We start from the raw sequence: 22,542 nt of genomic DNA on the forward strand, positions 1-22,542 counted from the left end.
CCCCGATGCCCCCCGTGACTCGCAAGCTCGCCACGGGCCCCTACATCGGGGCCGTTCGAACGCCGGCGGGGGTCGTCCGTTCGGCCCGCGCCGTCCCCGATCTCGCGACGCTCGACGCTCGCGTGTCGGGCTGCTACGCCTGCCCGCGTCTGGTGGCCTGGCGGGAGGAGGTCGCGCGCGTCAAGCGCGCCTCGTTCCGCGACGAGGAGTACTGGGGGCGGCCGGTGCCCGGCCTGGGGCCGGCGGACGCGCGGATCGCCGTCGTCGGGCTGGCGCCCGCCGCGCACGGCGGCAACCGGACCGGCCGGGTGTTCACCGGTGACCGCAGCGGCGACTGGATCTTCGCGGCGCTGTGGCGGGCGGGCCTGGCCAACCAGCCGACCTCGACGCACATCGGCGACGGGCTGGAGCTGACCGACGTCCGGGTGGCCGCCTCGGTCCGCTGCGCGCCCCCGGCCAACGCGCCGACGCCGGAGGAGCGGGACACCTGCTCACCGTGGCTGGCGCGGGAGCTGGCCCTCCTGCCGCGGCTGCGGGTGATCGTGGTGCTCGGCGGTTTCGGCTGGACGGCGCTGTGGCCGGTGCTCGCGGCCGCCGGGTACCGCCTGCCGCGGCCGCGCCCCGCGTTCGGGCACGGCGTCGAGGTCGACCTCGATGGCCCGCTCGGCCGGGTGACCCTGCTGGGCAGCTACCACGTCAGCCAGCAGAACACCTTCACCGGCCGGCTCACCGAGCCGATGCTCGACGCCGTCCTCTCCCGGGCGACGGCGCTGGCGGCGACGGCGGGCTGAGCCGCGCCGCGAGCGCGGAGCCGAACGCGCCGACGGCGGCGGTCGACTCGGCGACCAGGCCGGCCGAGGCGTGGGCCACGTGCCACAGCCCGTCCAGCCGGCGCAGGTCGACCGGGACGCCCGCGGCCCGTGCCGCCCGCGCCAGCGCGACGGCGTCGGGCAGCAGGATCTCCTCGCTGCCGACCTGCACGACCATCGGCGGCAGGCCGGCCAGGTCCCCCCTCAGCGGCGCGAACGCCGGCCCGCCGACGTCGGCCCCGGCGCCGAACGCTCCCGCGCAGGCGTGCAACCACGCCGGCTGCAGCATCGGGTCGGTGACCTCCGCCGGCCACGACGCCCCGGTGAGGTCCAGCCAGGGCGAGATCAGCCCGAGGACGGCGGGCAGCCGGTCACCCGCGTCGCGCAGCCGCAGCGCCGCCGTGAGGGCCAGCCAGCCACCGGCCGAGTCGCCGACGATCGCCGCGCGGGCCGGGTCCGCGCCCCGCTCCACCAGCTGCCGCCAGGCCGCGACGGCGTCGTCCGCCGCCGCCGGGAAGGGGTGCTCGGGGGCCAGCCGGTAGTCCAGCAGGTGCACCGTCGCGCCGGCGGCGGCGGCCAGGTGGGCGGCCAGCGCCCGGTGCGTGGCGGGTGATCCGACCGTGAACCCGCCGCCGTGCAGGTAGAGCAGGGTGCGCGTCCCGTCCGCGCCCCGCGCGGTGAGCACCTCGGCGGGACGGCCGCCGAGATCACCGGGCCGGACGTCGACGTCGGCGGGCAGCGGTGTCGGTGCGGTGACGAGCTCGAGCCACCGCCGCTGGACGGCCAACGGGAACCGGGGGTGCAGCACCGGCCGCACGAGTGCCCGGACGCCGGCGCGCATGACCCGCGCGGGGAGCTGGGGCCGCCTCACCGCGCGACCGGGGTGAGCTCGTAGTCCGCCTCGTCGAAGCGCCGGGTGCGGGCGCGGTAGGCGAACGTGAAGTCCGGCCAGTTCGTCGTGTTCCTGCCCGACGCCGTCCGGTACCAGCTGGTGCAGCCGCGGTCCCAGACGGTGGCGGTGATCCGGTCCTGCACCCACTCGTTGAACCGGCGCTGGACCTCGGGGCGCACCGACAGCGCGGCCGGTCGGGCCGCCACCCGGCGGACCGCCTGGACCACGTAGCGGATCTGGCTCTCGAGCATGTAGACGATGGAGTTGTGGCCCAGGTTGGTGTTGGGCCCGTACAGCAGGAACAGGTTGGGGAACCCGGCCACCGCGATGCCCAGGTAGGCCTCGGCGCCGTCGGCCCAGGCCTCGCGCAGGTCGCGGCCACCGGGTCCGGTGACCGTCATGGGCGTGAGGAAGTCGGTCGCGGCGAAGCCGGTGCCCCAGATGATCGTGTCGACCGGGTGCACCACGCCGTCGTCGGTGCGCAGGCCGTCGGGCAGCACCCGGCTGATCGGCGTGCGGACCACCTCGACCGACGGGCGGGTCAGCGCCGGGTAGTAGTCGTTGGACAGCAGGATCCGCTTGCAGCCGGGCTCGCCCTGCGGCGCCACCGCTTCGCGGAGCGCGGGATCGCCCACCTGGCGGCGCAGGTGCCGCCGGGCCTGGCCGTCGATCAACCGCATGAGGCCGGTCCACTTCGTGAACGCGACCGCCCGCATCTCGTACTGGACGTAGGTGGCGGCCCGGTTGAGCCGCAACAGGCCCGGTACGCGACGGAACGCCGTGCGCAGCCAGGGCGGGTAGGGCCGGTCGGGCTTGGGGATCACGTGCGGGGCGTCGAGCTGGAACAGCGTCGTGTGGGCGGCCTGCTCGGCGACGTGCGGGAGGAACTGGATGGCGCTCGCCCCCGTGCCGACGACGGCGACGCGCCGGCCGGTGAGGTCGTGGTCGTGCCGCCAGGTCGCGGAGTGGAACGCCACCCCGGCGAACTCCTCCCGGCCGGGGATGGCGGGGATCGCCGGGCGGGAGAGCTGGCCGCACGCGGTGATCAGCACGTCGCACTCGTGCGTGCCGCCGTCGGCCAGGTCGAGCACCCAGCGCGCGGCGGCCTCGTCGAACTGGGCGGAGCGGACCTCCGTGCCGAACCGGATCCGCGGCAGCACCCCGAAGCGCTCGGCGGTGTCGTGCAGGTAGGCCTGGATCTCCTCCTGCGGCGGGTAACGCCGGGTCCAGTCGGCCTTCGGGGCGAAGGAGAAGGAGTACAGCGACGCCGGGATGTCGCAGGCAGCGCCGGGGTAGCTGTTGGCCGCCCACACCCCGCCGACGCGGTCGGCGCGCTCGAGGACCGTGATGTCGTCGATGCCGGCCTGCGCGAGCCGGACGGCCATGCCGATCCCGCCGAAGCCGGCGCCGACGATGGTGACGGCGAGGGTGCGGGCGTTCGGCGCCAACGGGACCTCCGGGACGGCGGGGGTGAGCGCAGTCACGGTACGTGCCCGGGCCGGACGGATCCGTGCGGCACCGGTACCTGCCCGGTTAGCGTGCCCCTTGCGCCCCCGTAGCCCAATTGGCAGAGGCAGACCCCTTAAAAGGGTCACAGGTGTCGGTTCGATCCCGACCGGGGGTACGCACCGCGTTCCTGCTGCTACCCGTGCGGGTGACCTGGCACGATCGGGAACGCTGGCCCCGCGCGGAGCGTTGACCTGACCGAGTGGAGTGCAGCACCGTGGACTCCACGCCCGCCCAGTCACCTCGAGGAGATGACGATGCCCAGCAACAACCCGGTGTTCGGCCGGGGCTTCGGTAACGCCCAGCAGTCCAGCTGGGGTGCCGCGCCCGCGCAGCAGCAGTACGGCGCGCCGGCGTACACCGACCCCTACGCCGCGCCGTCGCCGTACGCGGCGACGACCACGCGCTACATGACGATGGACGACGTCGTCACCAAGACGGGCCTCTCGTTCCTGGTGACGGTGCTCGCGGCGGCGGCCACCTGGGCCATGCCCGGCCAGGCCGCTTGGGGGCTCGCGCTCCCGGCCGTGCTCATCGCGTTCGTCCTCGGCCTGGTGATCGCGTTCAAGCAGATCGCCAACCCGGCCGCCACCCTGGCCTACGGCGCCCTCTACGGTGTCGCGCTCGGGGCCATCAGCGAGGCGTTCAACGACGTCTACCCCGGCATCGTGATGCAGGCGCTGATCGGCACCTTCGGTGTCTTCGCCGGCATGCTCGTGGTCTACAAGACCGGCGCGATCCGCGTCACCCCGAAGCTCACCCGTTGGGTGATCGGCGCGCTCGTCGGCGCCCTGGTCCTCTCGCTGGCCAACTTCGTCGCCTACTTCTTCATGGACGACGGTCTGGGCCTGCGCAGCGGTGGCCCGCTCGCGATCGGCTTCAGCCTGCTGATGATCGGCATCGCGGCGTTCATGCTGCTGCTGGACTTCGACATGGCCGACGAGGCGATCCGTCGCGGTGCCCCGGCGAAGTTCGCCTGGTACATCGCCTTCGGCCTGCTGGTCACGGTCGTCTGGCTGTACATGGAGATCCTGCGGCTGCTCAGCTACTTCCGCGAGTAGCCCAGCACCACGACAGAGGCCCGGCCCCCGCGAGGGGACCGGGCCTTCGTCGTTCTCGGGCACTCGTTGTCGCGGGTCGATCCGCCCCGCCCACCGCGAGAGCCGCGAAACATCCGCGACAGCCGCCCCGCAGGGCGGCTCTCGCGGATGTCCGGCGGCTCCGGTCAGCCGGGGGTCAGATCAGGAGAGGCGCTCCAGGACCATCGCCATGCCCATGCCGCCGCCGACGCACATCGTCTCCAGGCCGAAGGTCTTGTCCTCGGTCTGGAGGCCGTTGATCAGCGTGCCGGTGATGCGGGCGCCGGTCATGCCGAACGGGTGGCCGACGGCGATGGCGCCGCCGTGCACGTTGAGCCGGTCGATGTCGATGCCGAGGTCGCGGTAGCTCGGGATCACCTGGGCGGCGAACGCCTCGTTGATCTCGACCAGGTCGATGTCGCCGATGCTCATCCCGGCCCGCTGCAGCGCCAGCTTCGAGGCCTCCACCGGCCCGTAGCCCATGATCTCCGGCGACAGGCCGGTGACCGCGGTCGACACGATCCGGGCCAGCGGGGTGAGCCCGAGCTCGGCGGCCTTGGTGTCGCTCATGACGATCACCGCGGCGGCGCCGTCGTTGAGCGGGCAGGCGTTGCCGGCCGTCGCCCGGCCGTCGGGCCGGAACACCGGCTTGAGCTGCGACAGGGCCTCGAGGGTGGTGCCACGACGCGGGCCGTCGTCGGTGCTGACGACGGTGCCGTCGGGGGTGGTGACCGGGGTGATCTCCCGCTCCCAGAAGCCGTTGTCGATCGACTGCTCCGCCAGGTTCTGCGACCGGACGGCGAACTCGTCCATCTCCTGGCGCGAGACGTCCTTCAGCAGGGCCAGGTTCTCGGCGGTCTGCCCCATGGCGATGTAGATGTCGGGGACGTCGCCGTCCTCACGCGGGTCGCGCCACGCGTCCGCGCCGCTCTCGGCGACCTTGGCCACCCGGGCCTCGGCGTCGGCGAACACCGGGTTCTTCGTGTCGGGGATGGCGTCGCTGTTGCCCTTCACGAACCGGGAGACCATCTCCACGCCGGCGGAGATGAACACGTCGCCCTCGCCGGCCTTGATCGCGTGCATGGCCATGCGGGTGGTCTGCAGCGACGAGGAGCAGTAGCGGGTGATCGTCGTCCCGGGCAGGTGGTCCATGCCGAGCAGGACGGCGACGACCCGGCCCATGTTGTAGCCCTGCTCGCCGCCGGGCAGGCCGCAGCCGAGCATCAGGTCGTCGATGTCGGTGGGGTCGAGCGCCGGGACCTTGTCCAGCGCGGCCCGCACGATGGTGGCGGTGAGGTCGTCGGGCCGGAGGTCCTTGAGCGACCCCTTGAAGGCGCGGCCGATGGGGGAGCGGGCGGTCGCGACGATGACGGCTTCGGGCATGGGTCCTCCACGATGAGGCGGGCCCGGGAGGAGTTCGCCGGGCGTCGGGTCGCCCCCGAAACTACTCCCGGAGAAAGGACCCCCCTGCCCCCCGCCGCTCGCACGCTCGCGGCGGGCCCCTGCAGCGGGGCCTCAGGCGGCGCGGGCCGATCGCCGAGGCGCCGTTCAGCCGGCGACCGGGGCCTCGGCGGCTTCCTCCGCTTGCTCCGGCGTGGGGATCTCCGGGGGACGCCGGCGCCGCAGCAGCGCCCACGGGCCGCGCGGCCCGGTGCCCGACCCGCGGACCTCCGCGGGCTGCACCTCGGTGCCGGGGCGGTTGGCGGCCCGGGCGGCGGCGCGGGCGACGGGGCGGACGGTGTCACGGCGGATCGTGCCCAGGCCGCGGTCGGCCGCGGCAGGCCACACGCCCACGGCGTCGGCCACGGACGGCAGCAGCACGGCGGCGGCCTGGGCGTAGCCGAGGGCGCTGGGGTGGAACTCGTCGGCGCTGAACATGCTGTGGTCGGAGGCGAACGCCGGTCCCAGCACGGAGCCGAGGGAGACGGTGCGCCCGCCGGCCTCGACGACGGCGATCGTCTGGGCGGCGGCCATCTCCCGGCTCCACTTGCGGGCCAGGGTGCGCAGCGGCTGGCCGATCGGCCGGATGGTGCCGAGGTCGGGGCAGGTGCCGACGACGACCTCGCAGCCGGTGGCCACCAGCCGGCGCACGGCGTCCTCGAGGTGGCGCACCGAGACGGCCGGCTTCGTGCGGGTGGTGACGTCGTTGGCGCCGATCATGATCAGTGCGACGTCGGGCCGCTCGGCCAGTGCCTTCTCCACCTGCGGGTCGAGCTCCCGCGACTCGGCACCGGAGACCGCGAGCCGGACCAGGCGCACCGGCCGCTCGGCCAGTTCGGCCAGCGCCGCGGCGATGAGCACGCCCGGGGTCTCGGTCGCCCGGTCCACGCCCAGGCCCACCGCGCTGGAGTCACCGAGCACGGCGAACACCAGCGGCTTGCCGCGGCGGTGCCCGTAGATGCCGTCGCCCGACGGTGGGTCGGTCCGCACGTCCCGGGCCTCGACCCGGCGGCGGGCGGCGCGGGCCTCCTCGCGGAGGAGGGTGGCGATCGCGGCCAGGCCGAGACCGACCCCGCCGCCACCGAAGGCGGCGGCGGTCGCCAGCCGTCGAGCCCGTGCCGCTCGCGTCACGATCCCCCCTCCCCGGTGCAGAGTCCGTTGAAGCGCCCCGTAGATCCGTGTCACCGAGGTTATCGGCCCCGTACGGTTCGATCTGTGGTGATCTCCCCCGCAGGTGTGACCCAGTCCACAGAACTCGACGAGCGGGCCCAGCTGATCGTCGACGTCCTCGTCGAGGCCTTCTCCGACCTCATGACGGCCGACGCGAACGCGTTCCGCACGAAGTTCCGCAAGATGGCGGCCGATCCGTTCGCCTTCTACCGGGGCAGTGCGTGCCTGTTCTACGCCGACATGGCGACGTCCGAGGATCCGTGGGCCGACGAGCGGACGTCGCGGGTGTGGATCCAGGGTGACCTGCACGCGGAGAACTTCGGCACCTACATGGACAGCGCCGGCCGGATCGTCTTCGACGTCAACGACTTCGACGAGGCCTACCTGGGGCACGTCAGCTGGGACCTGCGGCGCTTCGCCGCCAGCTTCGCGCTGCTGGCCTGGCGCAAGGCGTTCTCCGACGACGTCATCGGCGAACTGCTCGAGTGCTACCTGGGCGCCTACCTCGACCAGGTCGAGGCCTTCACCCGCTCGGACGAGGACCGGTCGTTCGCCCTCCTGCGCGACAACACCGAGGGCGCCGTGCACGAGGTCATCCTGGAGACCTCGACCCGCACCCGGCTCGGCCTGCTGGAGAAGTTCACCGTCGTCGAGGAGCACGAGCGACGGTTCGCCGACCGGCCGCAGAACCGGCGGCTCGAGGACGACGAGCGCGCCGAGGTGATGGCGGCGCTGGAGCGCTACCGGACGACGGTGGTCCCGCCGCGCCGCCGCCGCGACGTCGCCTACGACGTGAAGGACGTCATCGCCACCGGGGGCTTCGGCATCGGCAGCGCCGGGCTGCCCGCCTACAACGTGCTGCTCGAGGGCTACGACCAGGCGCTGGAGAACGACGTCGTCCTGTCGATCAAGCAGGGCAACGTGTCGGCGCCCAGCCGGGTCGTGACCGATCCGGAGATCCGCGGGTACTTCGAGCACGAGGGCCACCGGACGGCGGTCAGCCAGCGCGCCCTGCAGGCCAACGCCTCGCAGTTCCTGGGGTGGACCGAGATCGGCGGCACCGGCTTCGTCGTCTCCGAGCTCTCGCCCTACGAGCTGGACCTGGACTGGGAGGACCTGACCGAGCCCGGCGAGATCCGCCCGGTCATGGCCCAGCTCGGCAAGGCGACGGCGAAGCTGCACTGCGTGGGAGATGCCGACAGCGACCACACGCTGGTGCCGTTCCAGACCGAGGAGGCCATCACGGCGATGATCGGCGGCCGGCGGGAGGAGTTCGTCGCGGACCTGGTCGCCTTCGCCCACGACTACGCGCGGACGACGCAGGACGACCACCGGCGCTTCGTCGACGCGTTCCGGGCCGGCGCGATCCCCGGGATCAGTCCGAGCGGGGACCACCCGCCGGTGCCGGCGGAAGCCCGATGAGCATCCCGACGTGCGGGCCGATGCCCGGCTTGTCGAACGGCTCGGTGACGACGGCGAAGCCCATCCGCTCGTAGAACCCCGCGGCGCCGACCCGGGCGTCGCACCACACCAGGTCCCCGCCGCGGGCGGCGATCCGGGCCAACCCGTCGACGACGAGGGCCCGCCCGGCGCCGGCGCCGCGGAGGGCGGCGTCCGTGGCCATGCCGCGCAGCTGCCAGGGGGCGCGGGCCTCGGGGCGCCACGGGCAGGGCGCGGGGGAGAAGCGGACGACGCCGACCACCGCGCCCTCGGCGTCCCGGGCGGCGAGGTGGAAGGCCTCCGGGTCCTCGTCGCCGGCCCAGGCCACCTCCCCGCCGTCCGGCCGCAGCACGGCCTGCCGCAGCGGATAGGTGACCTCGGCCGGCACCTCGTCCACGATCACGTGCGCATCTTCCGTGCGAGATCGGCGATCTCGCACGCTTTGAGCTCCCGAAGTGTGCGAGATCGCCGATCTCGCCGGCCTTCTCAGCGGGCGCGGCGGCCGCGGCGGGTGCGCAGGTAATCGGCGACGACGTACTCCCCGAGGTGCTCGCTGTCGGGCTGGAACACTCGGCCACCGGCCCGCTGGGTCAGGTCGTGCACGAAGTGGATCAGGCCCGGGTCGGGGTCGAGGGCGAAGACGTTGACCGTCGCGCCGGTGCGGGCCACGCGCTCCATCTCGGCGACGGTCCGGGCGATCGTCTCGGGCATCGGCGGCCAGCAGAAGAACGGCGACCCGTCGTCCTCCAGGTGCGCGGTCGGCTCGCCGTCGGTGACCACGAGGACCACCGGCTCGGCGTCGCGGTGCCGGGCGAGGAACCGCCGCGCCAGCATCAGCCCGTGCTGCAGGTTGGTGCCCTGCAGGGTGTCCACCGACAGCTCGGCGAGGGTCTCCGGCCGCAGCACCTGCGCGGTGGAGGAGAAGCCGATGATCTGGATCGCGTCCTGGGGGAAGCGGGTGGTCACCAGCGAGTGCAGCGCCATCGCCGTCGACTTGGCCGCACCCCAGGTGCCGCGCAGCGCCATCGAGTAGGAGAGGTCGACCAGCAGGGCGACGGCGGCACCGGTGCGCCGCTCGGTCTCGACGACCTCGAAGTCGTCGACGGCGATGCGCACCCGGCGGCCCGTCCGGGGTTGGTGAGCGGTCCGCAGCACGGCGTTCTTCACCGTGCGGACGACGTCGAGCGGCTGCTCGTCGCCGAACCGCCACTCGCGTGAGCTCCCGGTGAGCTCGCCGGCCGCGCCGGCGTCGGCCACGTCGTGCTCGCCGCGGCCGGTGGCGTCGAGCTTGGCGAACACCCGCCGCAGCGCGGTGGCCCCCAGCCGGCGCACGGCCTTCGGGGAGAGCTCGAGCCGGCCGTCGGTGCGGTTGAGGTAGCCCTGCCGCTCCAGCTCGCGCTCCATCTGGCGCAGCGCGGCGAGGTCGTCGACCGCCGGTCGGCCCAGCGCCCGCTCCAGCAGTTCCTCGTCGATGTCGGCCAGCGACGCCCCGGCGTAGCCCTGGGACAGCTGGTTCGACAGCGCCTCGAGGTCGGCCAGCTCGGCGACGGCGGTGGTCGCGTCGCCCATGCCCAGGCCCTGCTCCCCATCGGGCACCTGGCCGCGCTGGCCCCACGGGAGGTCGGGTCGGGCCTGGCGCAGCGCGTCCTGGAGGTGGGCCATCTCGCTGGCCATGCCGAGGTCGGCCATCGTCTGGGCCATCAGGTCCGACAGCTCGGCCCGCTGCTCGGCCGACAGCCCCGACATCATGCGTTCCTGTGCGGCGGCCCGACGGGCCAGGGAGTCGATGAGCTCCTCGATCGACTGCGGGTCGTCGGGGAAGAACTGCCCGTGCTTGTCCATGAAGTCGGCGAAGCGCTCGTCGGTGTCCTCGCCGCGGTTGTGCGCGTCGATCAGCGCCGACAGGTCCGCGACCATGTCCTTGATCGCCTGCATGTCCTGCTCGGTGGCGTTCTGCAGCGCGTTCTTCATGTTCGCGAAAGAGCTGTCGAGCACCTCGCGGCGCAGCAGGTCCTGGATCTGCTCGTAGGCCTGCCGGGCCTCGGTCGAGCGCCAGGCGTAGTCCTTGAGGGCGCGGACCGCCCCGGCGGTGTCGTCGGGCAGGGCGTCGAGCTCGGCCTCGGCCAGCCGCGCCCCGTCGTCCGGATCGGGGAACAGCTCTCGTCGTTCGGCGTCCAGAGCGCGGTCGAGCAGCTCCCGGACCTCCTGCAGCGTGCCGTCCATCCGGCCCGCGCTGCGGGCCCGGCGCAGTCGCTCGCGCACCGACCGGCGCAGCTCGTCCAGGCCCCGGCGTCCCTCGGTGCCGCGGCGCAGCAGCTCCCGCAGCGCCTCGCGCACGCCGCTGCCGCCCAGCACCGAGTCGCCGATCTCGTCGACGGCGTTGCCGAGGTCGTACGGGGGAGCCAGCGGGTCGGGCCCGCCGTGCCACTGCCCGTACCGGTACCCGCGCCCACCTCGCCGGCGGCTCATCTCAGGCCCCGTACACCGTGCGGCCGCCGTCGGTGTCCTTGGCCAGCCGGCGGGTCAGGTGGAGGCCTTCGAGGGCGAACTCGACCGCGGCGGCCGCCTGCTCGGCGGACTGCTCGCCTTCCGGCACGCCGAGGCGGCCCAGTAGCTCGGCCAGCTTCGGGATCGTGCCGAGCTGGCCCAGCAGCGCCGGCGCGGGCACCAGCTCGCCGGACTCGACGGTCTCCCCGCCGGTGAAGTGCTCCTGCAGGCCGGTGAGGTCGAGCCCGGCGCAGCGGGCGCGGAAGGTCTGCGCCGTCGCCTGGCGCAGCAGGTGCTCGAGGATCTCGAGCTCCCGCTCGTCGTCCGGGTCGGCCCCGGAGTCGGCGAACTCCACCTTGCCGCGGCTGGCCGGGACGACGGCGGGCAGGTCGACCACCCGCGCGACCGGCCGGGTCTCCCCGGCGATCGCCGCGCGCCGCACCGCCGACGCGGTCACCGTCTCCAGCCCGGCGATGGCGAACCGGGCGCTGACGCCCGACCGCTGGTCGACGTGGCTGGACTCGCGCACCAGCCGGGCGAACCGGGCGATGATCTCGGCCAGGTGCTCGGGGACGACGGGGGCGCCGAACGCGTCGGGAGCCGAGTCCGCCCCCGCACCCCAGGAGACCTGCGCCTCCTGGTGCAGCAGCCGGATCTCGTCGGCCAGCTCCAGCGGGTAGTGCGTGCGCACCTCGGCGCCGAAGCGGTCTTTGAGCGGGGTGATGATCCGCCCCCGGTTCGTGTAGTCCTCGGGGTTGGCGCTGGCCACCAGCAGCAGGTCCAGCGGCAGCCGCACCCGGTAGCCGCGGATCTGGATATCGCGCTCCTCGAGCACGTTGAGCAGGGCCACCTGGATGCGCTCGGCGAGGTCGGGCAGCTCGTTGACGCTGAAGATGCCGCGATTGGTGCGCGGGACCAGGCCGTAGTGGACCGTCTCCGGGTCGCCGAGCGTGCGGCCCTCGGCCACCTTGATCGGGTCGACGTCGCCGATGAGGTCGCCGACGCTGGTGTCCGGCGTCGCCAGCTTCTCCCCGAACCGGTCGCTGCGGTGCAGCCAGCCGACCGGCGTCGCGTCCCCGTGCTCGGCGATCTGCCGGTGCGCCCAGACCGAGACCGGGTGCAGGGGGTGCTCGTTGAGCTCGCTGCCGACGAGGACCGGCGTCCACTCGTCGAGCAGGCCGACGAGCGTGCGGATCAGCCGGGTCTTGCCCTGGCCGCGCTCGCCGAGCAGGACGAGGTCGTGGCCGGCGATGAGCGCGCGCTCCACCTCGGGGACGACGGTGTCGTCGAAGCCCACCAGACCGGGGAGGGTGGGCTCCCCGGCGGTGAGCCGGGCGAGGAGGTTGGCGCGGATCTCGGCCTTGACGGGGCGGAAGGTGGCGCCGGTGGCGCGCAGCTCGCCGAGGGTCGTGGGGGCGGGGGGTGCCGTGGTTGCTCCGGCGGGGTCCGTCACCTCGCCAAAGGTACGACGGGGTGGGGCGCGGGTCACCGGGTCGCCGCCTGCTCCGGCCGACCGCCTGCGAGGATCGGCGCCGTGTCCGGTCCCCAGCAGCCCGCCGTCGCTCCGTCATTGGTCACCGCGGCGCAGATCGAGGCCGCCGCGGCGCTGCTCGAGGGCGTGGTCAGGCACACCCCCCTCGAGCACTCCCGGGCCCTCGCCGAACCGGTGGGCGGGCCGGTGTGGCTCAAGTGCGAGAACCTGCAGCGCACCGGCTCCTTCAAGATCCGCGGTGCGTACACCCGCATCGCCGGGCTGAGCGACGCCGAGCGCGCGAAGGGGGTGGTGGCCGCCAGCGCCGGCAACCACGCGCAGGGCGTCGCGCTGGCGGCACGGCTGCTCGGGACGACGGCCACCGTCTTCATGCCCGAGACCGCGCCGCTGCCGAAGGTGGCCGCCACCCGCGCCTACGGGGCGGAGATCCGGCTGCTCGGCCAGAGCCTCACCGAGCCGCTGGAGGCCGCCCGCGCGTACGCCGAGGAGACCGGCTCGGTGTTCATCCACCCGTTCGAGCATCCCGACGTCATCGCCGGCCAGGGCACCGTCGGCCTCGAGATCCTCGAGCAGTGCCCCGACGTCGCGACCGTGCTCGTCTGCACCGGCGGGGGAGGGCTGGTCTCCGGTGTCGCCGCCGCCGTGAAGGCCCGCCGTCCCGACGTCCGCGTGGTCGCCGTGCAGGCCGAGGAGGCCGCCGCCTTCCCCGAGTCGCTGGCCGCCGGCCACCCGGTGCCGCTGCCGTCGATGACCACCATGGCCGACGGCATCGCGGTGGCCGCACCCGGCGAACTGACCCTCGCGCACGTGCGCGGGCTGGTCGACGAGGTGCGCACGGTCACCGAGGAGGACCTGTCGCGGGCCCTGCTGTTCTGCCTGGAGCGCGCCAAGCTCGTCGTGGAACCGGCCGGGGTCGCCGCGGTCGCCGCCGTCCTCGCCGACCCCACCGCGTTCGCGGCGCCCGTCGTCGCCGTCGTCTCCGGCGGCAACATCGACCCGGTCCTGCTGCTCAAGGTCGTCCAGCACGGCATGGCCGCCGCCGGGCGCTACCTGTCGCTGCGCCTGCGGGTGCCCGACCGCCCCGGCTCGCTCGCCCGCGTCCTGGCGGAGCTCGCGGCCGTGAGCGCCAACGTGCTCGAGGTGGAGCACGAGCGGACGGCGTCCCGGCTGAGCGTGGGCGAGGTCGAGATCTTCGTCGTCCTGGAGACCCGCGGGCCCGACCACGCCGACGAGGTCGTCTCAGCGCTGTCGCGGGCCGGATACCAGGTGACGCCTGACTAACGACCGATGAGTCCGCGGCGGCGCGGAGGTCCACGCAGCATGGACGTCGAACTTCCTCCGCCGATCGGGAAATGCGGTCGGGAACTGTCACCGTCTCGGCCTAGCGTGGCCGCATGACCGACGCGATCGTGGTCGAAGGGCTGGTCAAGCGCTTCGGTGCGACCACCGCCCTCGACGGAGTGGACCTGACCGTCGCCGAGGGGTCCGTGCTCGGGCTCCTCGGCCCGAACGGCGCGGGCAAGACCACCGTGGTGCGCATCCTCACCACGCTGCTCCAGGCCGACGCCGGCCGGGCGGAGGTGGTGGGGCTCGACGTCGTGCGCGACGCGGACGAGGTGCGGGCGGCCATCGGGCTCACCGGGCAGTACGCCGCGGTCGACGAGTACCTCACCGGCTCGGAGAACCTGGAGATGGTCGGGCGCCTCTACCGGCTGCCCAAGCGGGAGGCCCGCGCCCGGGCCGGCGAACTGCTCGAGCGGTTCGACCTCGTCGACGCGGCGAACCGGCCGGCGAAGACCTACTCCGGTGGCATGCGCCGCCGCCTGGACATCGCCGCGTCGCTCATCGCGCGTCCGCGGGTGCTGTTCCTCGACGAGCCGACGACGGGTCTCGACCCGCGCAGCCGGCTGGCCATGTGGGAGCTCATCTCCGACCTCGCCGACGGCGGCACGACGATCCTGCTCACCACCCAGTACCTGGAGGAGGCCGACCGGCTGGCCGACCGCATGGTGGTGATCGACCGGGGGCGGGTCATCGCGCGGGGCACCGCCGACGAGCTGAAGGCCCAGGTCGGCGGCCAGCGGCTGGAGCTCACCGTGACGCGCGCCGAGCTCCTGCCCGACATGGTGGAGCGGCTGCGGCCGCTGGCCCTGGAGGAGCCGCGGATCGACGCGACGGCCCGCCGCCTGAGCATGCCGGTCACCGGCGGCGCGGAGGTGCTTGCCGAGGCGCTGCGGCGGCTCGACGGCAACACCGCCGAGATCTTCGACGTCGGGCTGCGACGCCCCGACCTCGATGATGTGTTCCTCACCCTGACCGGGCACGCCGCGGAGGAGCCCGCGGACGACGACGAGACGCCGGCCGCGCCGGCGGAGACCGTGGGGAGCGCCCGATGACGTCGCTGGTGCAGGCCGTGTCCGACGGCATGGTGATCACCCGCCGCAACCTGATCAAGGTCAAGCGGGTGCCCGACCTGATCGTCTTCGCGACGCTGTCGCCGATCATGTTCGTGCTGCTGTTCCGCTACGTCTTCGGCAGCGCGATCCCCATCCCGGGCATCAACTACGCCGACTTCCTGCTGCCCGGGATCCTCGCGCAGACGGTCATCTTCGGGTCGACGATCACCGGGGCGAGCATCGCCGACGACCTGCAGAAGGGCCTGATCGACCGGTTCCGGTCGTTGCCGATGTCGCGGTCGGCGGTGCTGGTCGGCCGCACCGTCGCCGACCTCGGGCTCAACGCCATCTCGATCGTGGTCATGGTGCTCACCGGCCTGGTGGTGGGCTGGCGGATCCGTTCGTCGTTCGTGGAGGCGGTCGGCGGGTTCCTGCTGCTCCTGCTGTTCGCCTATGCGGTCAGCTGGGTGATGGCCACCGTCGGGTTGCTCGTGCGCACGCCGGAGGTGGTCAACAACGCGAGCTTCATCGTGATCTTCCCGGTGACGTTCATCGCCAACACGTTCGTGCCCACCAACAACTTCCCGGCCGTGCTCAAGACGTTCGCCGACTGGAACCCGGTGTCGGCGGTGGTGCAGGCGGCTCGGGAGCTGTTCGGCAACACCGCGCCCATCCTCGACAGCTCCGACGCCTGGTCCCTGCAGAATCCGGTGCTCTACACGCTCATCTGGATGGTCGCCCTGCTCGTGGTCTTCATCCCGATGTCGGTCCGGCTCTACCAGCGCACGGCCAGCCGCTGAGAACGCACCCCCAGGCCTCGCCGCTCGGCTCGGGCCCCTGCAGCGGAGCCGGGGAGGGCAGGATGGGCGTCGATGAGCGCCTCGATGCCTGCCCCTGCCCCCACCGTGTCCCCGGACAACCCGCTGGCGGAGCCGTCGCCTCTGCCGTTCCAGCTGCCGCCGTTCGCCGGCATCGCCCTCGAGCACTGCCGGGAGGCGCTGCTGGCCGGCATGGCCGAGCAGCGCAGCGAGGTGGCCGCGATCGTCGGCTCGGCCGAGCCGCCGACCTTCGAGAACACCGTGCTGGCGCTCGAACGGTCGGGCGCGCTGCTGCACCGCGCCTGGGCGGTGTTCGGCAACCTGGCGTCGTCGGTGTCCACGCCGCGGACCCGGGAGATCGAGCGGGAGATCGCACCGCTGGAGGCCGCCCACGACGACGCGATCCGGCTCGACCCGGCACTGTTCGCGCGCATCGACGCCGTCCACGCCAACCGCGATGACAACGGCCTCGACGCCGAGGCCATCCGGCTGGTCGAGCGCTACCACCTCGACTTCGTGCTGTCCGGTGCGCGGCTCGACGAGGCCGGCCGGGCGCGGCTGACCGAGCTCAACCAGGAGCTGTCGGAGCTGTCCACGTCGTTCGGCCAGAACCTGCAGCTGGCGAGCGAGGCGGCGGCCGTCCGGGTCGCCGATGCCGCCGAGCTGGCCGGGCTGAGCGAGGAGGAGGTGGCCTCCGCCGCGACCGCCGCGGCCGAGCGCAGTCTCGAGGGGTACCTGCTGCCGCTGCTCCTGCCCACCGGTCAGCCGGTGCTGGTCAAGCTGCGCGACCGCGACCTGCGGCGACGCGTGTTCGAGGCGTCGGTGCACCGCGCCGCGAGCGGTGAACACGACAACCGCCCGGTGGCCGCGCGCATCGCCCGGCTGCGCGCCGAGCGGGCCCGGCTCTTGGGCTTCGACACCCACGCTGACGTGGTGCTCGCCGACTCGACGGCCCGCACCACCGACGCGGTCGACCGGATGCTGGCCTCGATGGTGCCCGCCTCGGTCGCCAACGCCGAGGCCGAGGCCGAGATCCTGCGCGAGGCGGCGGCCCGCGACGGCGTGGAGCTGGCCGCCTGGGACTGGGCGTTCTACAGCGAGCAGGTACGCACCGAGCGGTACGCCGTCGACACCGCCGCCCTGCGCCCGTGGTTCGAGCTGGACCGCGTGCTGGTCGACGGCGTCTTCCGGGCCGCCGAGCTGCTGTACGGCTTCCGGTTCGCCCCTCGCCCCGACCTGCAGGGCTACCACCCCGACGTCCGGGTCTGGGAGGTCTCCGACGCCGCCGGCTCACCCGTGGGGCTCTACCTCGGCGACTTCCACGCCCGCGAGGGCAAGCGCGGCGGGGCGTGGATGAGCTCGTTCGTGCGGCAGTCCCGGCTGCTGGGCACCCCGCCGGTCGTCGTCAACAACCTCAACGTCTCGCGGGCCGCCGCCGGGCAGCCCGTCCTGCTGACGCTCGACGAGGTCAACACCCTGTTCCACGAGTTCGGACACGCGCTGCACGGGCTGAGCTCCGCGGTCACCTACCCGCGGTTCTCCGGCACCAGCGTGCCGCGGGACTTCGTCGAGTTCCCGAGCCAGGTCAACGAGATGTGGGCGCTGTGGCCGGAGGTCCTCGCGCACTACGCCCGCCACGTCGACACCGGCGATCCGCTGCCCGCCGCCGTCGTCGAGGCGATCGACGCGGCGAAGCTGTGGGGCGAGGGCTTCCGCACCCTCGAGTACCTGGCCGCGACGCTGCTCGACCAGGCGTGGCACCGGATCACGCCCGAGACCGAGGTCGGCGACCCGGTCGACTTCGAGCAGCGCGCGCTGGAGGCGGCCGGCGTCGCCTCGCCCCTCGTGCCCCCGCGCTACCGGACGACCTACTTCCAGCACATCTTCGCGGGCGGCTACGCGGCCGGGTACTACTCCTACATCTGGTCGGAGGTGCTCGACGCCGACACCGTGGAGTGGTTCAAGGAGAACGGCGGTCTGCGCCGGGAGAACGGCGACGAGTTCCGCACGAAGCTGCTGTCGGTCGGTGGTTCGGTCGACCCGCTGGCCGCGTTCCGCGCCGTCCGCGGCCGCGACGCCGACCCGGGCCCGCTGCTACGTCGCCGCGGCCTCATCCCGGCCGTCCAGGCCTGACTCTTGCGCTGTTCCCCACGCTCTTGTGGCGGTGCATCACCGCAAGACCAGCAGGAACAGCGCAAGAGCGGCCGTTCTCACAACCAGGGCAGCGAAAGCACCAGGTCCAGGTCGTCGGGGGCGTCGCCCTCGCGGACCAGCCGGTTGGGCTGGCGGTGGCCGCACGCCGTGCAGCGGTGCACCACCTGCCAGCCCTTGCCCGACTTCTCGACCAGCCCGATCGGCTCCATCGGTGCCCGGCACTCGCTCGCGCGGTCGCCGGGCAGGTCGTCGACGTGCAGCGACCACAGGCAGAACGGGCAGTGGTTGCGGTAGTGCCCGTCGGTGTTGGCCGGGACGTCGATGCCGCAGTGCGCGCAGACGAAGCCGGTGTTCTCCGCCCGCCTCGAGCGACCCACCCGAGCGGTCAGGGGACGAACGGCTCGATGCCGACGACCTCGACGGTGATGTCCCGGCCGTTGGGGGCCTGGTAGGTGACCGTCGCGCCCGGCGCGGCACCCATGATCGCCGCGCCGAGAGCCGATTCGGGGGAGTAGACGGTGAGGTCGGTGGTGCCGGCGATCTCCCGCGAGCCGAGCAGGAACTTCTCGGTCTCGTCGTCGCCCTGGAAGCGGATCGTGATCACCGTGCCGGTCGCCGCGTTGGTGACCTTCGTCGGCGGCTCGCCCACCTGCGCCTTGCGCAGCAGGTCGGTGAGCTGACGGATGCGGGCCTCCTGCTTGCCCTGCTCGTCCTTCGCCGCGTGGTAGCCGCCGTTCTCCTTGAGGTCGCCTTCCTCGCGGCGGGCGTTGATCTCGGCGGACATCGCGGGACGGCCGGCCACCAACTGGTCGAGCTCGGCCTTCAGCCGGTCGTGCGCCTCCTGGGTCAGCCAGACGCCCTTGTTCTGCTCGTCAGTGGGGGTGGACACGAAGGGGTGCTCCTGAAACTCGGGTAGCGGTCCCCGGGAGGGAACCGCTCGTGGTCGAACAGCCAAGCTAACACCGCTCCGCGCGACGGTGCACGGACGTTGCACGCCGATTGCCAGTTGCGGAACCGTACCGGACCGGAGCGTGTCGGTGGCCCGGGATTCGCCCGGTCGGGGGGCGTGAGACGACTCTCGGCGGGCGTCGGGCCACGGAACCGGCGGCCGGGGGACAATGGCCCGGTGACCGAACCCGACCAGTTGCGGCTGCTCGCCGTGCACGCCCACCCCGACGACGAGTCGAGCAAGGGTGCGGCGTCGATGGCCAAGTACGTCGCCGAGGGTGCCCGCGTGCTGGTGGCCACCTGCACCGGGGGCGAGCGCGGCTCGGTGCTCAACCCGGCGATGGACCGCCCGGAGGTGTGGGAGCGGCTGCCGCAGATCCGCGTCGAGGAGATGAACCGGGCGCGGGAGATCCTCGGCGTCGAGCAGGAGTTCCTCGGATTCGTGGACTCCGGTCTGCCCGAGGGCGACCCGCTCCCGCCGCTGCCCGAGGGGTGCTTCGCGCTGGTGCCGCTCGAGGAGGCGGCCGCACCGCTGGTCGAGCTGATCCGCCGGTTCCGGCCGCACGTGATCACGACCTACGACGAGCGCGGCGGCTACCCGCACCCCGACCACATCAAGACCCACGAGATCTCGGTCCACGCGTTCGACGCGGCCGGCGATCCCGACCGCTACCCGGGTCTCGGCGACCCCTGGCAGCCGAGCAAGCTCTACTACCACATGAGCTTCACGCTCCCCCGGACGAAGGCGCTGCACGAGGCGATCCTCGCCACCGGCGCGGAGTCGCCCTACACGGAGTGGCTGGAGAGCTGGGACCCGGCGCACGACATCTCCCACCGGGTCACCACCCGCGTCCCCTGCGCGGAGTACTTCCCCGTCCGCGACGCCGCGCTCATCGCGCACGCGACGCAGATCGACCCCGACGGCCGCTGGTTCGCCTGCCCGCCGGAGACGCAGCAGCGGGTGTGGCCGACGGAGGACTACGAGCTGGTCCGGTCGCTGGTCGACTCCACGGTCCCCGAGGACGACCTCTTCGCCGGCATCCGCAGCCAGGTCGGTGTCCGATGAGTGCCGTCACCGTCCTCGCGGCCGCCGGCGAGCAGCTGCCCGAGGACGTCGGCAAGGCCGGGCCGCTCGGCCTGCTGCTCATCGTCGTCCTGCTGATCGCCACGGCGCTGCTGGTCCGCTCGATGAGCCGGCACCTCAAGAAGGTGCCGCGCAGCTTCGAGGCCGAGGACGCCGTCGACGTCCCCGACACCCCCGCCGAGCTGGTCGATCGCCCCGCACCTGGCGACGACCTGCTCGACTCGCTGCGCCGCGCCCCGCTCGCCATCGAACCGCCCCGCCAGGACGGGAACGAGGAGCCTCCCGCCGGCGATCGCTGACGCCGCGGAGCGCCGTCCCGGTACCGAACCGGGACGGCGCCCTGCCGGATCGGCTACCAGCGGTGCGCCACGTCGATCACGACGCGCACCGCGTTGCCGGGCCCGGTGAGGGTCAGCACGCGGAAGGGCAGCCGCGCCCGGACGCCGAGGCCGACGCTGCTGTAACCCTCGTAGCCGCCGGCCCAGGCCACCTGCCGGAAGGTCGTGAAGCCGGCGACGTCCGCAAGCTCCCGCCGGTTCGCCGCTGGGTAGTGCTCGTTGTTCGCCCCGACGGTGATCTGCAGGAACGCCCCACCGCGGAGCGGGACGACTGCCCCGGAACCGTCACTCGTGACGGCGGGCACGTACTCGACGCGGTAGGAAGCGACCCGCGTGCCGCCGCCGGTGATGTCGAGGACCAGGCGGTCGAAGCAGGCGTGCCGGCCGGCCCGGACGTCGGAGAGCTCGGCGCCCATCCTGGCGGGGGCGGAGTTGCCCGCCTGTTCGGCGGTCGACCCCCAGGTGATCCCGCAGTACGGGGCGGCCTGGGCGGTGGCGGGGAGGACGAGCGCCGCGAGGGCGCTGGTCAGCAACAGGACGAACAGTCGGAGCGGGGTGCGGATCATGGCGGGGCCTCCTGTGACGTACACCACATGTTGTGGTGTGGCACGAGGGTCCGCCGACACGCCGTGCCACTACCAGAGCTGTGGTTTGTGGTCAACGACGAAGTCCGGCGTGTCTGTTGGTGAGTTGTCTCCGGTGCGAGCCCGTGCAGCGGGCAGCCGATGACCGACGGTCACCCGCAGGCCCCGTGCGGGTGAGTTCGGCGGTGTGATCCGCGTACCGCGGTCGCCGTCGGGCACGATCTCCCGATGGCCCCCAAGGATCGCGACGACCCCGAGCGCCACGTCCCCCCGCCCGGTTTCAGCCGCGCCGGCACGCGGGTGCTGGAGATCGCCGAGAACCTGATCTACGGCGGGATCGCGATCTTCCTGGTGGGAGCGGCGTTCGTGCTGCTCGGCGTCGCGGCCAAGACCTCCTGGGGGCTGGTGTCGGACTTCTCCGAGAAGCCCCTGCTCGAGGTCCTCGACATCCTGCTGCTGGTCTTCATCGTCGTCGAACTGCTCTTCGCCGTCCGGACGACGGTCGAGAAGCGGGAACTGGTCGCCGAGCCGTTCCTCCTGGTCGGGATCATCGCCTCGATCAAGGAGATCGTCGTCCTCTCGGTGGAGGCGGCCAGCGTGCTCGGCAAGGGGGCCGAGTTCGACGACCGCGTCGTCGAGATCGGGCTGCTCGGCGTCCTGGTCGTGCTGCTGGGCCTGACGTCGTTCCTGCTTCGGCGCAAGGAGCGGGAGCCCGACGAGGGGGAGCCGGCGCCGGAGCGGGAGCGCGCCTGACGCGCTGAGCAGGTGCCGGGCGGCTCAGCGGAAGCGGCAGAACGCGCCGATGCCCTCGGCCGGGCTGCCGGGGAGGCCGTCGGGCACCAGCCAGACCTGACCGCGGCTGCCGAGCGCGGCGCGGACGGCGACGTCGGCCAGCGGCGCCCGCAGCGCCGGGCCCCAGTCGGGTGGCGGGAGCTGGTCCCCGTCGGCGAGCACGTGCGAGGGGTCCGGGCCGAACCACGCCGTCCGGCCCTCCAGTGCCCCGGGCACCAGCAGCAGCGCCGCCACCTGGCCGCGAGCCAGGGCGTCCAGGGTCTGCGGGACGCCTTCCACGCCGATCCCGCCGGGGGCGCGCTCCTCCTCGAAGCGCCCGAGCAGCGCGGCGACCTCCTCGTCCACGAACTCCTGGACGACGTCCTCCACGCGGTCGGGCCGCGTGCCCTGGGAGCCGTCGGCGCTGCGGCCGCCGGTGATGTGCCGCCAGGCGGTCTCCTTGCGCACCCACGGCGGCGCCTGCTCCTCGAGCAGCTGCACGGCGCGGACGTCGCCGGCGATCACGACCAGCCGAGCACCGGACTCGCGCACCTCCGCCGCGACGGCCTCGGCGACCTGGCCGGCGTTGTGCTGCCAGGAGTCCTCGGCGCGGTGCTGGTAGCGGCCCTGCGCCCAGCCGCCGGGAGCATTGCGCTCGATCTCGTCGTCCGGGCCGACCACCGTCCGCCGCCGGTACACCCCGTGGGTGAAGGTCTCGAGGTCGGCGCCGGTCCGGTCGGTCACGACCAGCACGTGCGGCGGGTGGTCCTGCAGCCAGCCCAGCAGCGGGAGGACGCGCGGCAGCGGACCGGAGCAGGAGGAGTCGGGTTCGGGGAGGCGGGGGACCCGGAAGAGCCGGACAGGGCCGTCGTCGGCAGCGAAGGCGGCGAGCACGGCGGGCCCGGGTGGCTCGGCCCGGACGGCGCCGCCGAGGAACGCGACCACGTCCGGCGCGGCACCGTCGTCGAGCAGCGCGGTGGCCAGCCCGTGCCAGCGCGCCGACCGGTCGACCGGGAGACCCTGCGGGTCCCGGTCGGCGAGCCCGAGGTACACCGACGTCCAGGGGCCGGGAGCCTCGACCAGTGACCGGACCGCCTCGACCTGCAGCTCGGTCCGCTCCGCCAGGAGTGCCAT

The 22,542-nt window shown here is 73.4% G+C and carries 21 protein-coding genes and 1 tRNA gene; 11 read left to right on the forward strand and 11 right to left on the reverse strand.

Features of this window, described 5'->3' with window-relative positions; translation table 11 throughout:
• Positions 1 to 5 precede the first annotated feature (5 nt).
• Complete coding sequence (locus tag ABD644_RS13515) at positions 6 to 791, forward strand: uracil-DNA glycosylase (protein ID WP_344689444.1); 786 nt, start codon at positions 6 to 8, stop codon at positions 789 to 791.
• Here the strand turns inward: ABD644_RS13515 and ABD644_RS13520 are convergent.
• Positions 727 to 1,680 carry an alpha/beta hydrolase fold domain-containing protein gene (locus ABD644_RS13520; protein WP_344689445.1) on the reverse strand — a complete coding sequence of 318 codons (954 nt, stop codon included), beginning with the start codon at positions 1,678 to 1,680 and terminating at the stop codon, positions 727 to 729. The two genes, ABD644_RS13515 and ABD644_RS13520, sit on opposite strands and share 65 nt — an antisense overlap.
• Positions 1,677 to 3,185: a flavin-containing monooxygenase gene (locus ABD644_RS13525; RefSeq protein ID WP_344689446.1), complete on the reverse strand. Its 1,509-nt coding sequence runs from the start codon at positions 3,183 to 3,185 to the stop codon at positions 1,677 to 1,679. Before ABD644_RS13525 ends, ABD644_RS13520 begins: the two co-directional genes overlap by 4 nt.
• 65 nt (positions 3,186 to 3,250) lie before the next feature.
• Between ABD644_RS13525 and ABD644_RS13530 the strand changes: the two genes are divergently transcribed.
• Positions 3,251 to 3,325: transfer RNA gene (locus tag ABD644_RS13530), tRNA-Leu, on the forward strand.
• 139 nt (positions 3,326 to 3,464) lie between these two features.
• Positions 3,465 to 4,268, forward strand: coding sequence for a Bax inhibitor-1/YccA family protein (locus tag ABD644_RS13535; protein ID WP_344689447.1), 804 nt, complete (start codon positions 3,465 to 3,467; stop codon positions 4,266 to 4,268).
• 180 nt (positions 4,269 to 4,448) lie between these two features.
• Here ABD644_RS13535 and ABD644_RS13540 read toward each other — a convergent pair whose 3' ends face one another.
• The gene (locus ABD644_RS13540; RefSeq protein WP_344689448.1) at positions 4,449 to 5,669 is read right to left on the reverse strand and encodes an acetyl-CoA C-acetyltransferase; all 1,221 of its coding nucleotides are present in this window, start codon (positions 5,667 to 5,669) and stop codon (positions 4,449 to 4,451) included.
• Between the two features lie 165 nt (positions 5,670 to 5,834).
• Positions 5,835 to 6,857 (reverse strand): SGNH/GDSL hydrolase family protein, encoded by a 1,023-nt coding sequence (locus ABD644_RS13545; protein ID WP_344689449.1) that lies wholly within the window; start codon positions 6,855 to 6,857, stop codon positions 5,835 to 5,837.
• An 87-nt stretch (positions 6,858 to 6,944) separates the two neighbouring features.
• On the opposite strand from ABD644_RS13545, the gene ABD644_RS13550 reads away from it, so the two are divergent.
• Positions 6,945 to 8,318, forward strand: a complete 1,374-nt coding sequence (locus ABD644_RS13550; protein ID WP_344689450.1) for a DUF2252 domain-containing protein — start codon at positions 6,945 to 6,947, stop codon at positions 8,316 to 8,318.
• On the opposite strand, the gene ABD644_RS13555 is transcribed toward ABD644_RS13550, so the two are convergent.
• From ABD644_RS13555 to ABD644_RS13565, 3 genes are all read right to left on the reverse strand, one after another.
• Positions 8,272 to 8,739 carry a GNAT family N-acetyltransferase gene (locus ABD644_RS13555; RefSeq protein ID WP_344689451.1) on the reverse strand — a complete coding sequence of 156 codons (468 nt, stop codon included), beginning with the start codon at positions 8,737 to 8,739 and terminating at the stop codon, positions 8,272 to 8,274. The two genes, ABD644_RS13550 and ABD644_RS13555, sit on opposite strands and share 47 nt — an antisense overlap.
• A gap of 83 nt (positions 8,740 to 8,822) precedes the next feature.
• Positions 8,823 to 10,805: a VWA domain-containing protein gene (locus ABD644_RS13560; RefSeq protein ID WP_344689452.1), complete on the reverse strand. Its 1,983-nt coding sequence runs from the start codon at positions 10,803 to 10,805 to the stop codon at positions 8,823 to 8,825.
• Position 10,806: 1 nt separating this feature from the next.
• Positions 10,807 to 12,276 carry a sigma 54-interacting transcriptional regulator gene (locus ABD644_RS13565; RefSeq protein ID WP_344689453.1) on the reverse strand — a complete coding sequence of 490 codons (1,470 nt, stop codon included), beginning with the start codon at positions 12,274 to 12,276 and terminating at the stop codon, positions 10,807 to 10,809.
• Between the two features lie 81 nt (positions 12,277 to 12,357).
• Between ABD644_RS13565 and ilvA the strand changes: the two genes are divergently transcribed.
• From ilvA to ABD644_RS13585, 4 genes are all read left to right on the forward strand, one after another.
• Positions 12,358 to 13,596: a threonine ammonia-lyase gene (ilvA, locus tag ABD644_RS13570; protein WP_344689454.1), complete on the forward strand. Its 1,239-nt coding sequence runs from the start codon at positions 12,358 to 12,360 to the stop codon at positions 13,594 to 13,596.
• A 113-nt stretch (positions 13,597 to 13,709) separates the two neighbouring features.
• Entirely contained in the window at positions 13,710 to 14,711 is a 1,002-nt protein-coding gene (locus ABD644_RS13575) for an ATP-binding cassette domain-containing protein (protein WP_344689455.1), read from the forward strand.
• Positions 14,708 to 15,511: an ABC transporter permease gene (locus ABD644_RS13580; protein ID WP_344689456.1), complete on the forward strand. Its 804-nt coding sequence runs from the start codon at positions 14,708 to 14,710 to the stop codon at positions 15,509 to 15,511. The genes ABD644_RS13575 and ABD644_RS13580 overlap by 4 nt, the downstream gene beginning before the upstream one ends.
• Before the next feature lie 84 nt (positions 15,512 to 15,595).
• Positions 15,596 to 17,662, forward strand: coding sequence for a M3 family metallopeptidase (locus tag ABD644_RS13585; protein ID WP_344689457.1), 2,067 nt, complete (start codon positions 15,596 to 15,598; stop codon positions 17,660 to 17,662).
• A 77-nt stretch (positions 17,663 to 17,739) separates the two neighbouring features.
• On the opposite strand, the gene ABD644_RS13590 is transcribed toward ABD644_RS13585, so the two are convergent.
• Entirely contained in the window at positions 17,740 to 18,060 is a 321-nt protein-coding gene (locus ABD644_RS13590; protein ID WP_344689458.1) for an RNHCP domain-containing protein, read from the reverse strand.
• 8 nt (positions 18,061 to 18,068) lie between these two features.
• The gene (gene greA, locus ABD644_RS13595; RefSeq protein WP_344689459.1) at positions 18,069 to 18,572 is read right to left on the reverse strand and encodes a transcription elongation factor GreA; all 504 of its coding nucleotides are present in this window, start codon (positions 18,570 to 18,572) and stop codon (positions 18,069 to 18,071) included.
• Positions 18,573 to 18,809: 237 nt separating this feature from the next.
• Here greA and mca point away from each other — a divergent pair, with 237 nt between their 5' ends.
• Together mca and ABD644_RS13605 are read left to right on the forward strand one after the other, a co-directional pair.
• On the forward strand, positions 18,810 to 19,697 hold the full coding sequence (mca, locus tag ABD644_RS13600; RefSeq protein WP_344689461.1) for a mycothiol conjugate amidase Mca: 888 nt from the start codon (positions 18,810 to 18,812) through the stop codon (positions 19,695 to 19,697).
• A complete protein-coding gene (locus ABD644_RS13605) occupies positions 19,694 to 20,014 on the forward strand; it encodes a hypothetical protein (protein ID WP_344689462.1) in 321 nt (106 codons plus the stop codon). The genes mca and ABD644_RS13605 overlap by 4 nt, the downstream gene beginning before the upstream one ends.
• A 53-nt stretch (positions 20,015 to 20,067) precedes the next feature.
• Here ABD644_RS13605 and ABD644_RS13610 read toward each other — a convergent pair whose 3' ends face one another.
• On the reverse strand, positions 20,068 to 20,619 hold the full coding sequence (locus ABD644_RS13610) for an AMIN-like domain-containing (lipo)protein (RefSeq protein ID WP_344689463.1): 552 nt from the start codon (positions 20,617 to 20,619) through the stop codon (positions 20,068 to 20,070).
• A gap of 246 nt (positions 20,620 to 20,865) precedes the next feature.
• On the opposite strand from ABD644_RS13610, the gene ABD644_RS13615 reads away from it, so the two are divergent.
• A complete protein-coding gene (locus tag ABD644_RS13615; protein WP_344689464.1) occupies positions 20,866 to 21,390 on the forward strand; it encodes a phosphate-starvation-inducible PsiE family protein in 525 nt (174 codons plus the stop codon).
• Between the two features lie 24 nt (positions 21,391 to 21,414).
• Here the strand turns inward: ABD644_RS13615 and ABD644_RS13620 are convergent, their stop codons facing one another.
• Positions 21,415 to 22,542 carry a baeRF2 domain-containing protein gene (locus ABD644_RS13620; protein ID WP_344689465.1) on the reverse strand — a complete coding sequence of 376 codons (1,128 nt, stop codon included), beginning with the start codon at positions 22,540 to 22,542 and terminating at the stop codon, positions 21,415 to 21,417.

Source organism: Blastococcus jejuensis (assembly GCF_039534705.1).
In the GTDB taxonomy this organism is placed as follows: domain Bacteria; phylum Actinomycetota; class Actinomycetes; order Mycobacteriales; family Geodermatophilaceae; genus Blastococcus_B; species Blastococcus_B jejuensis.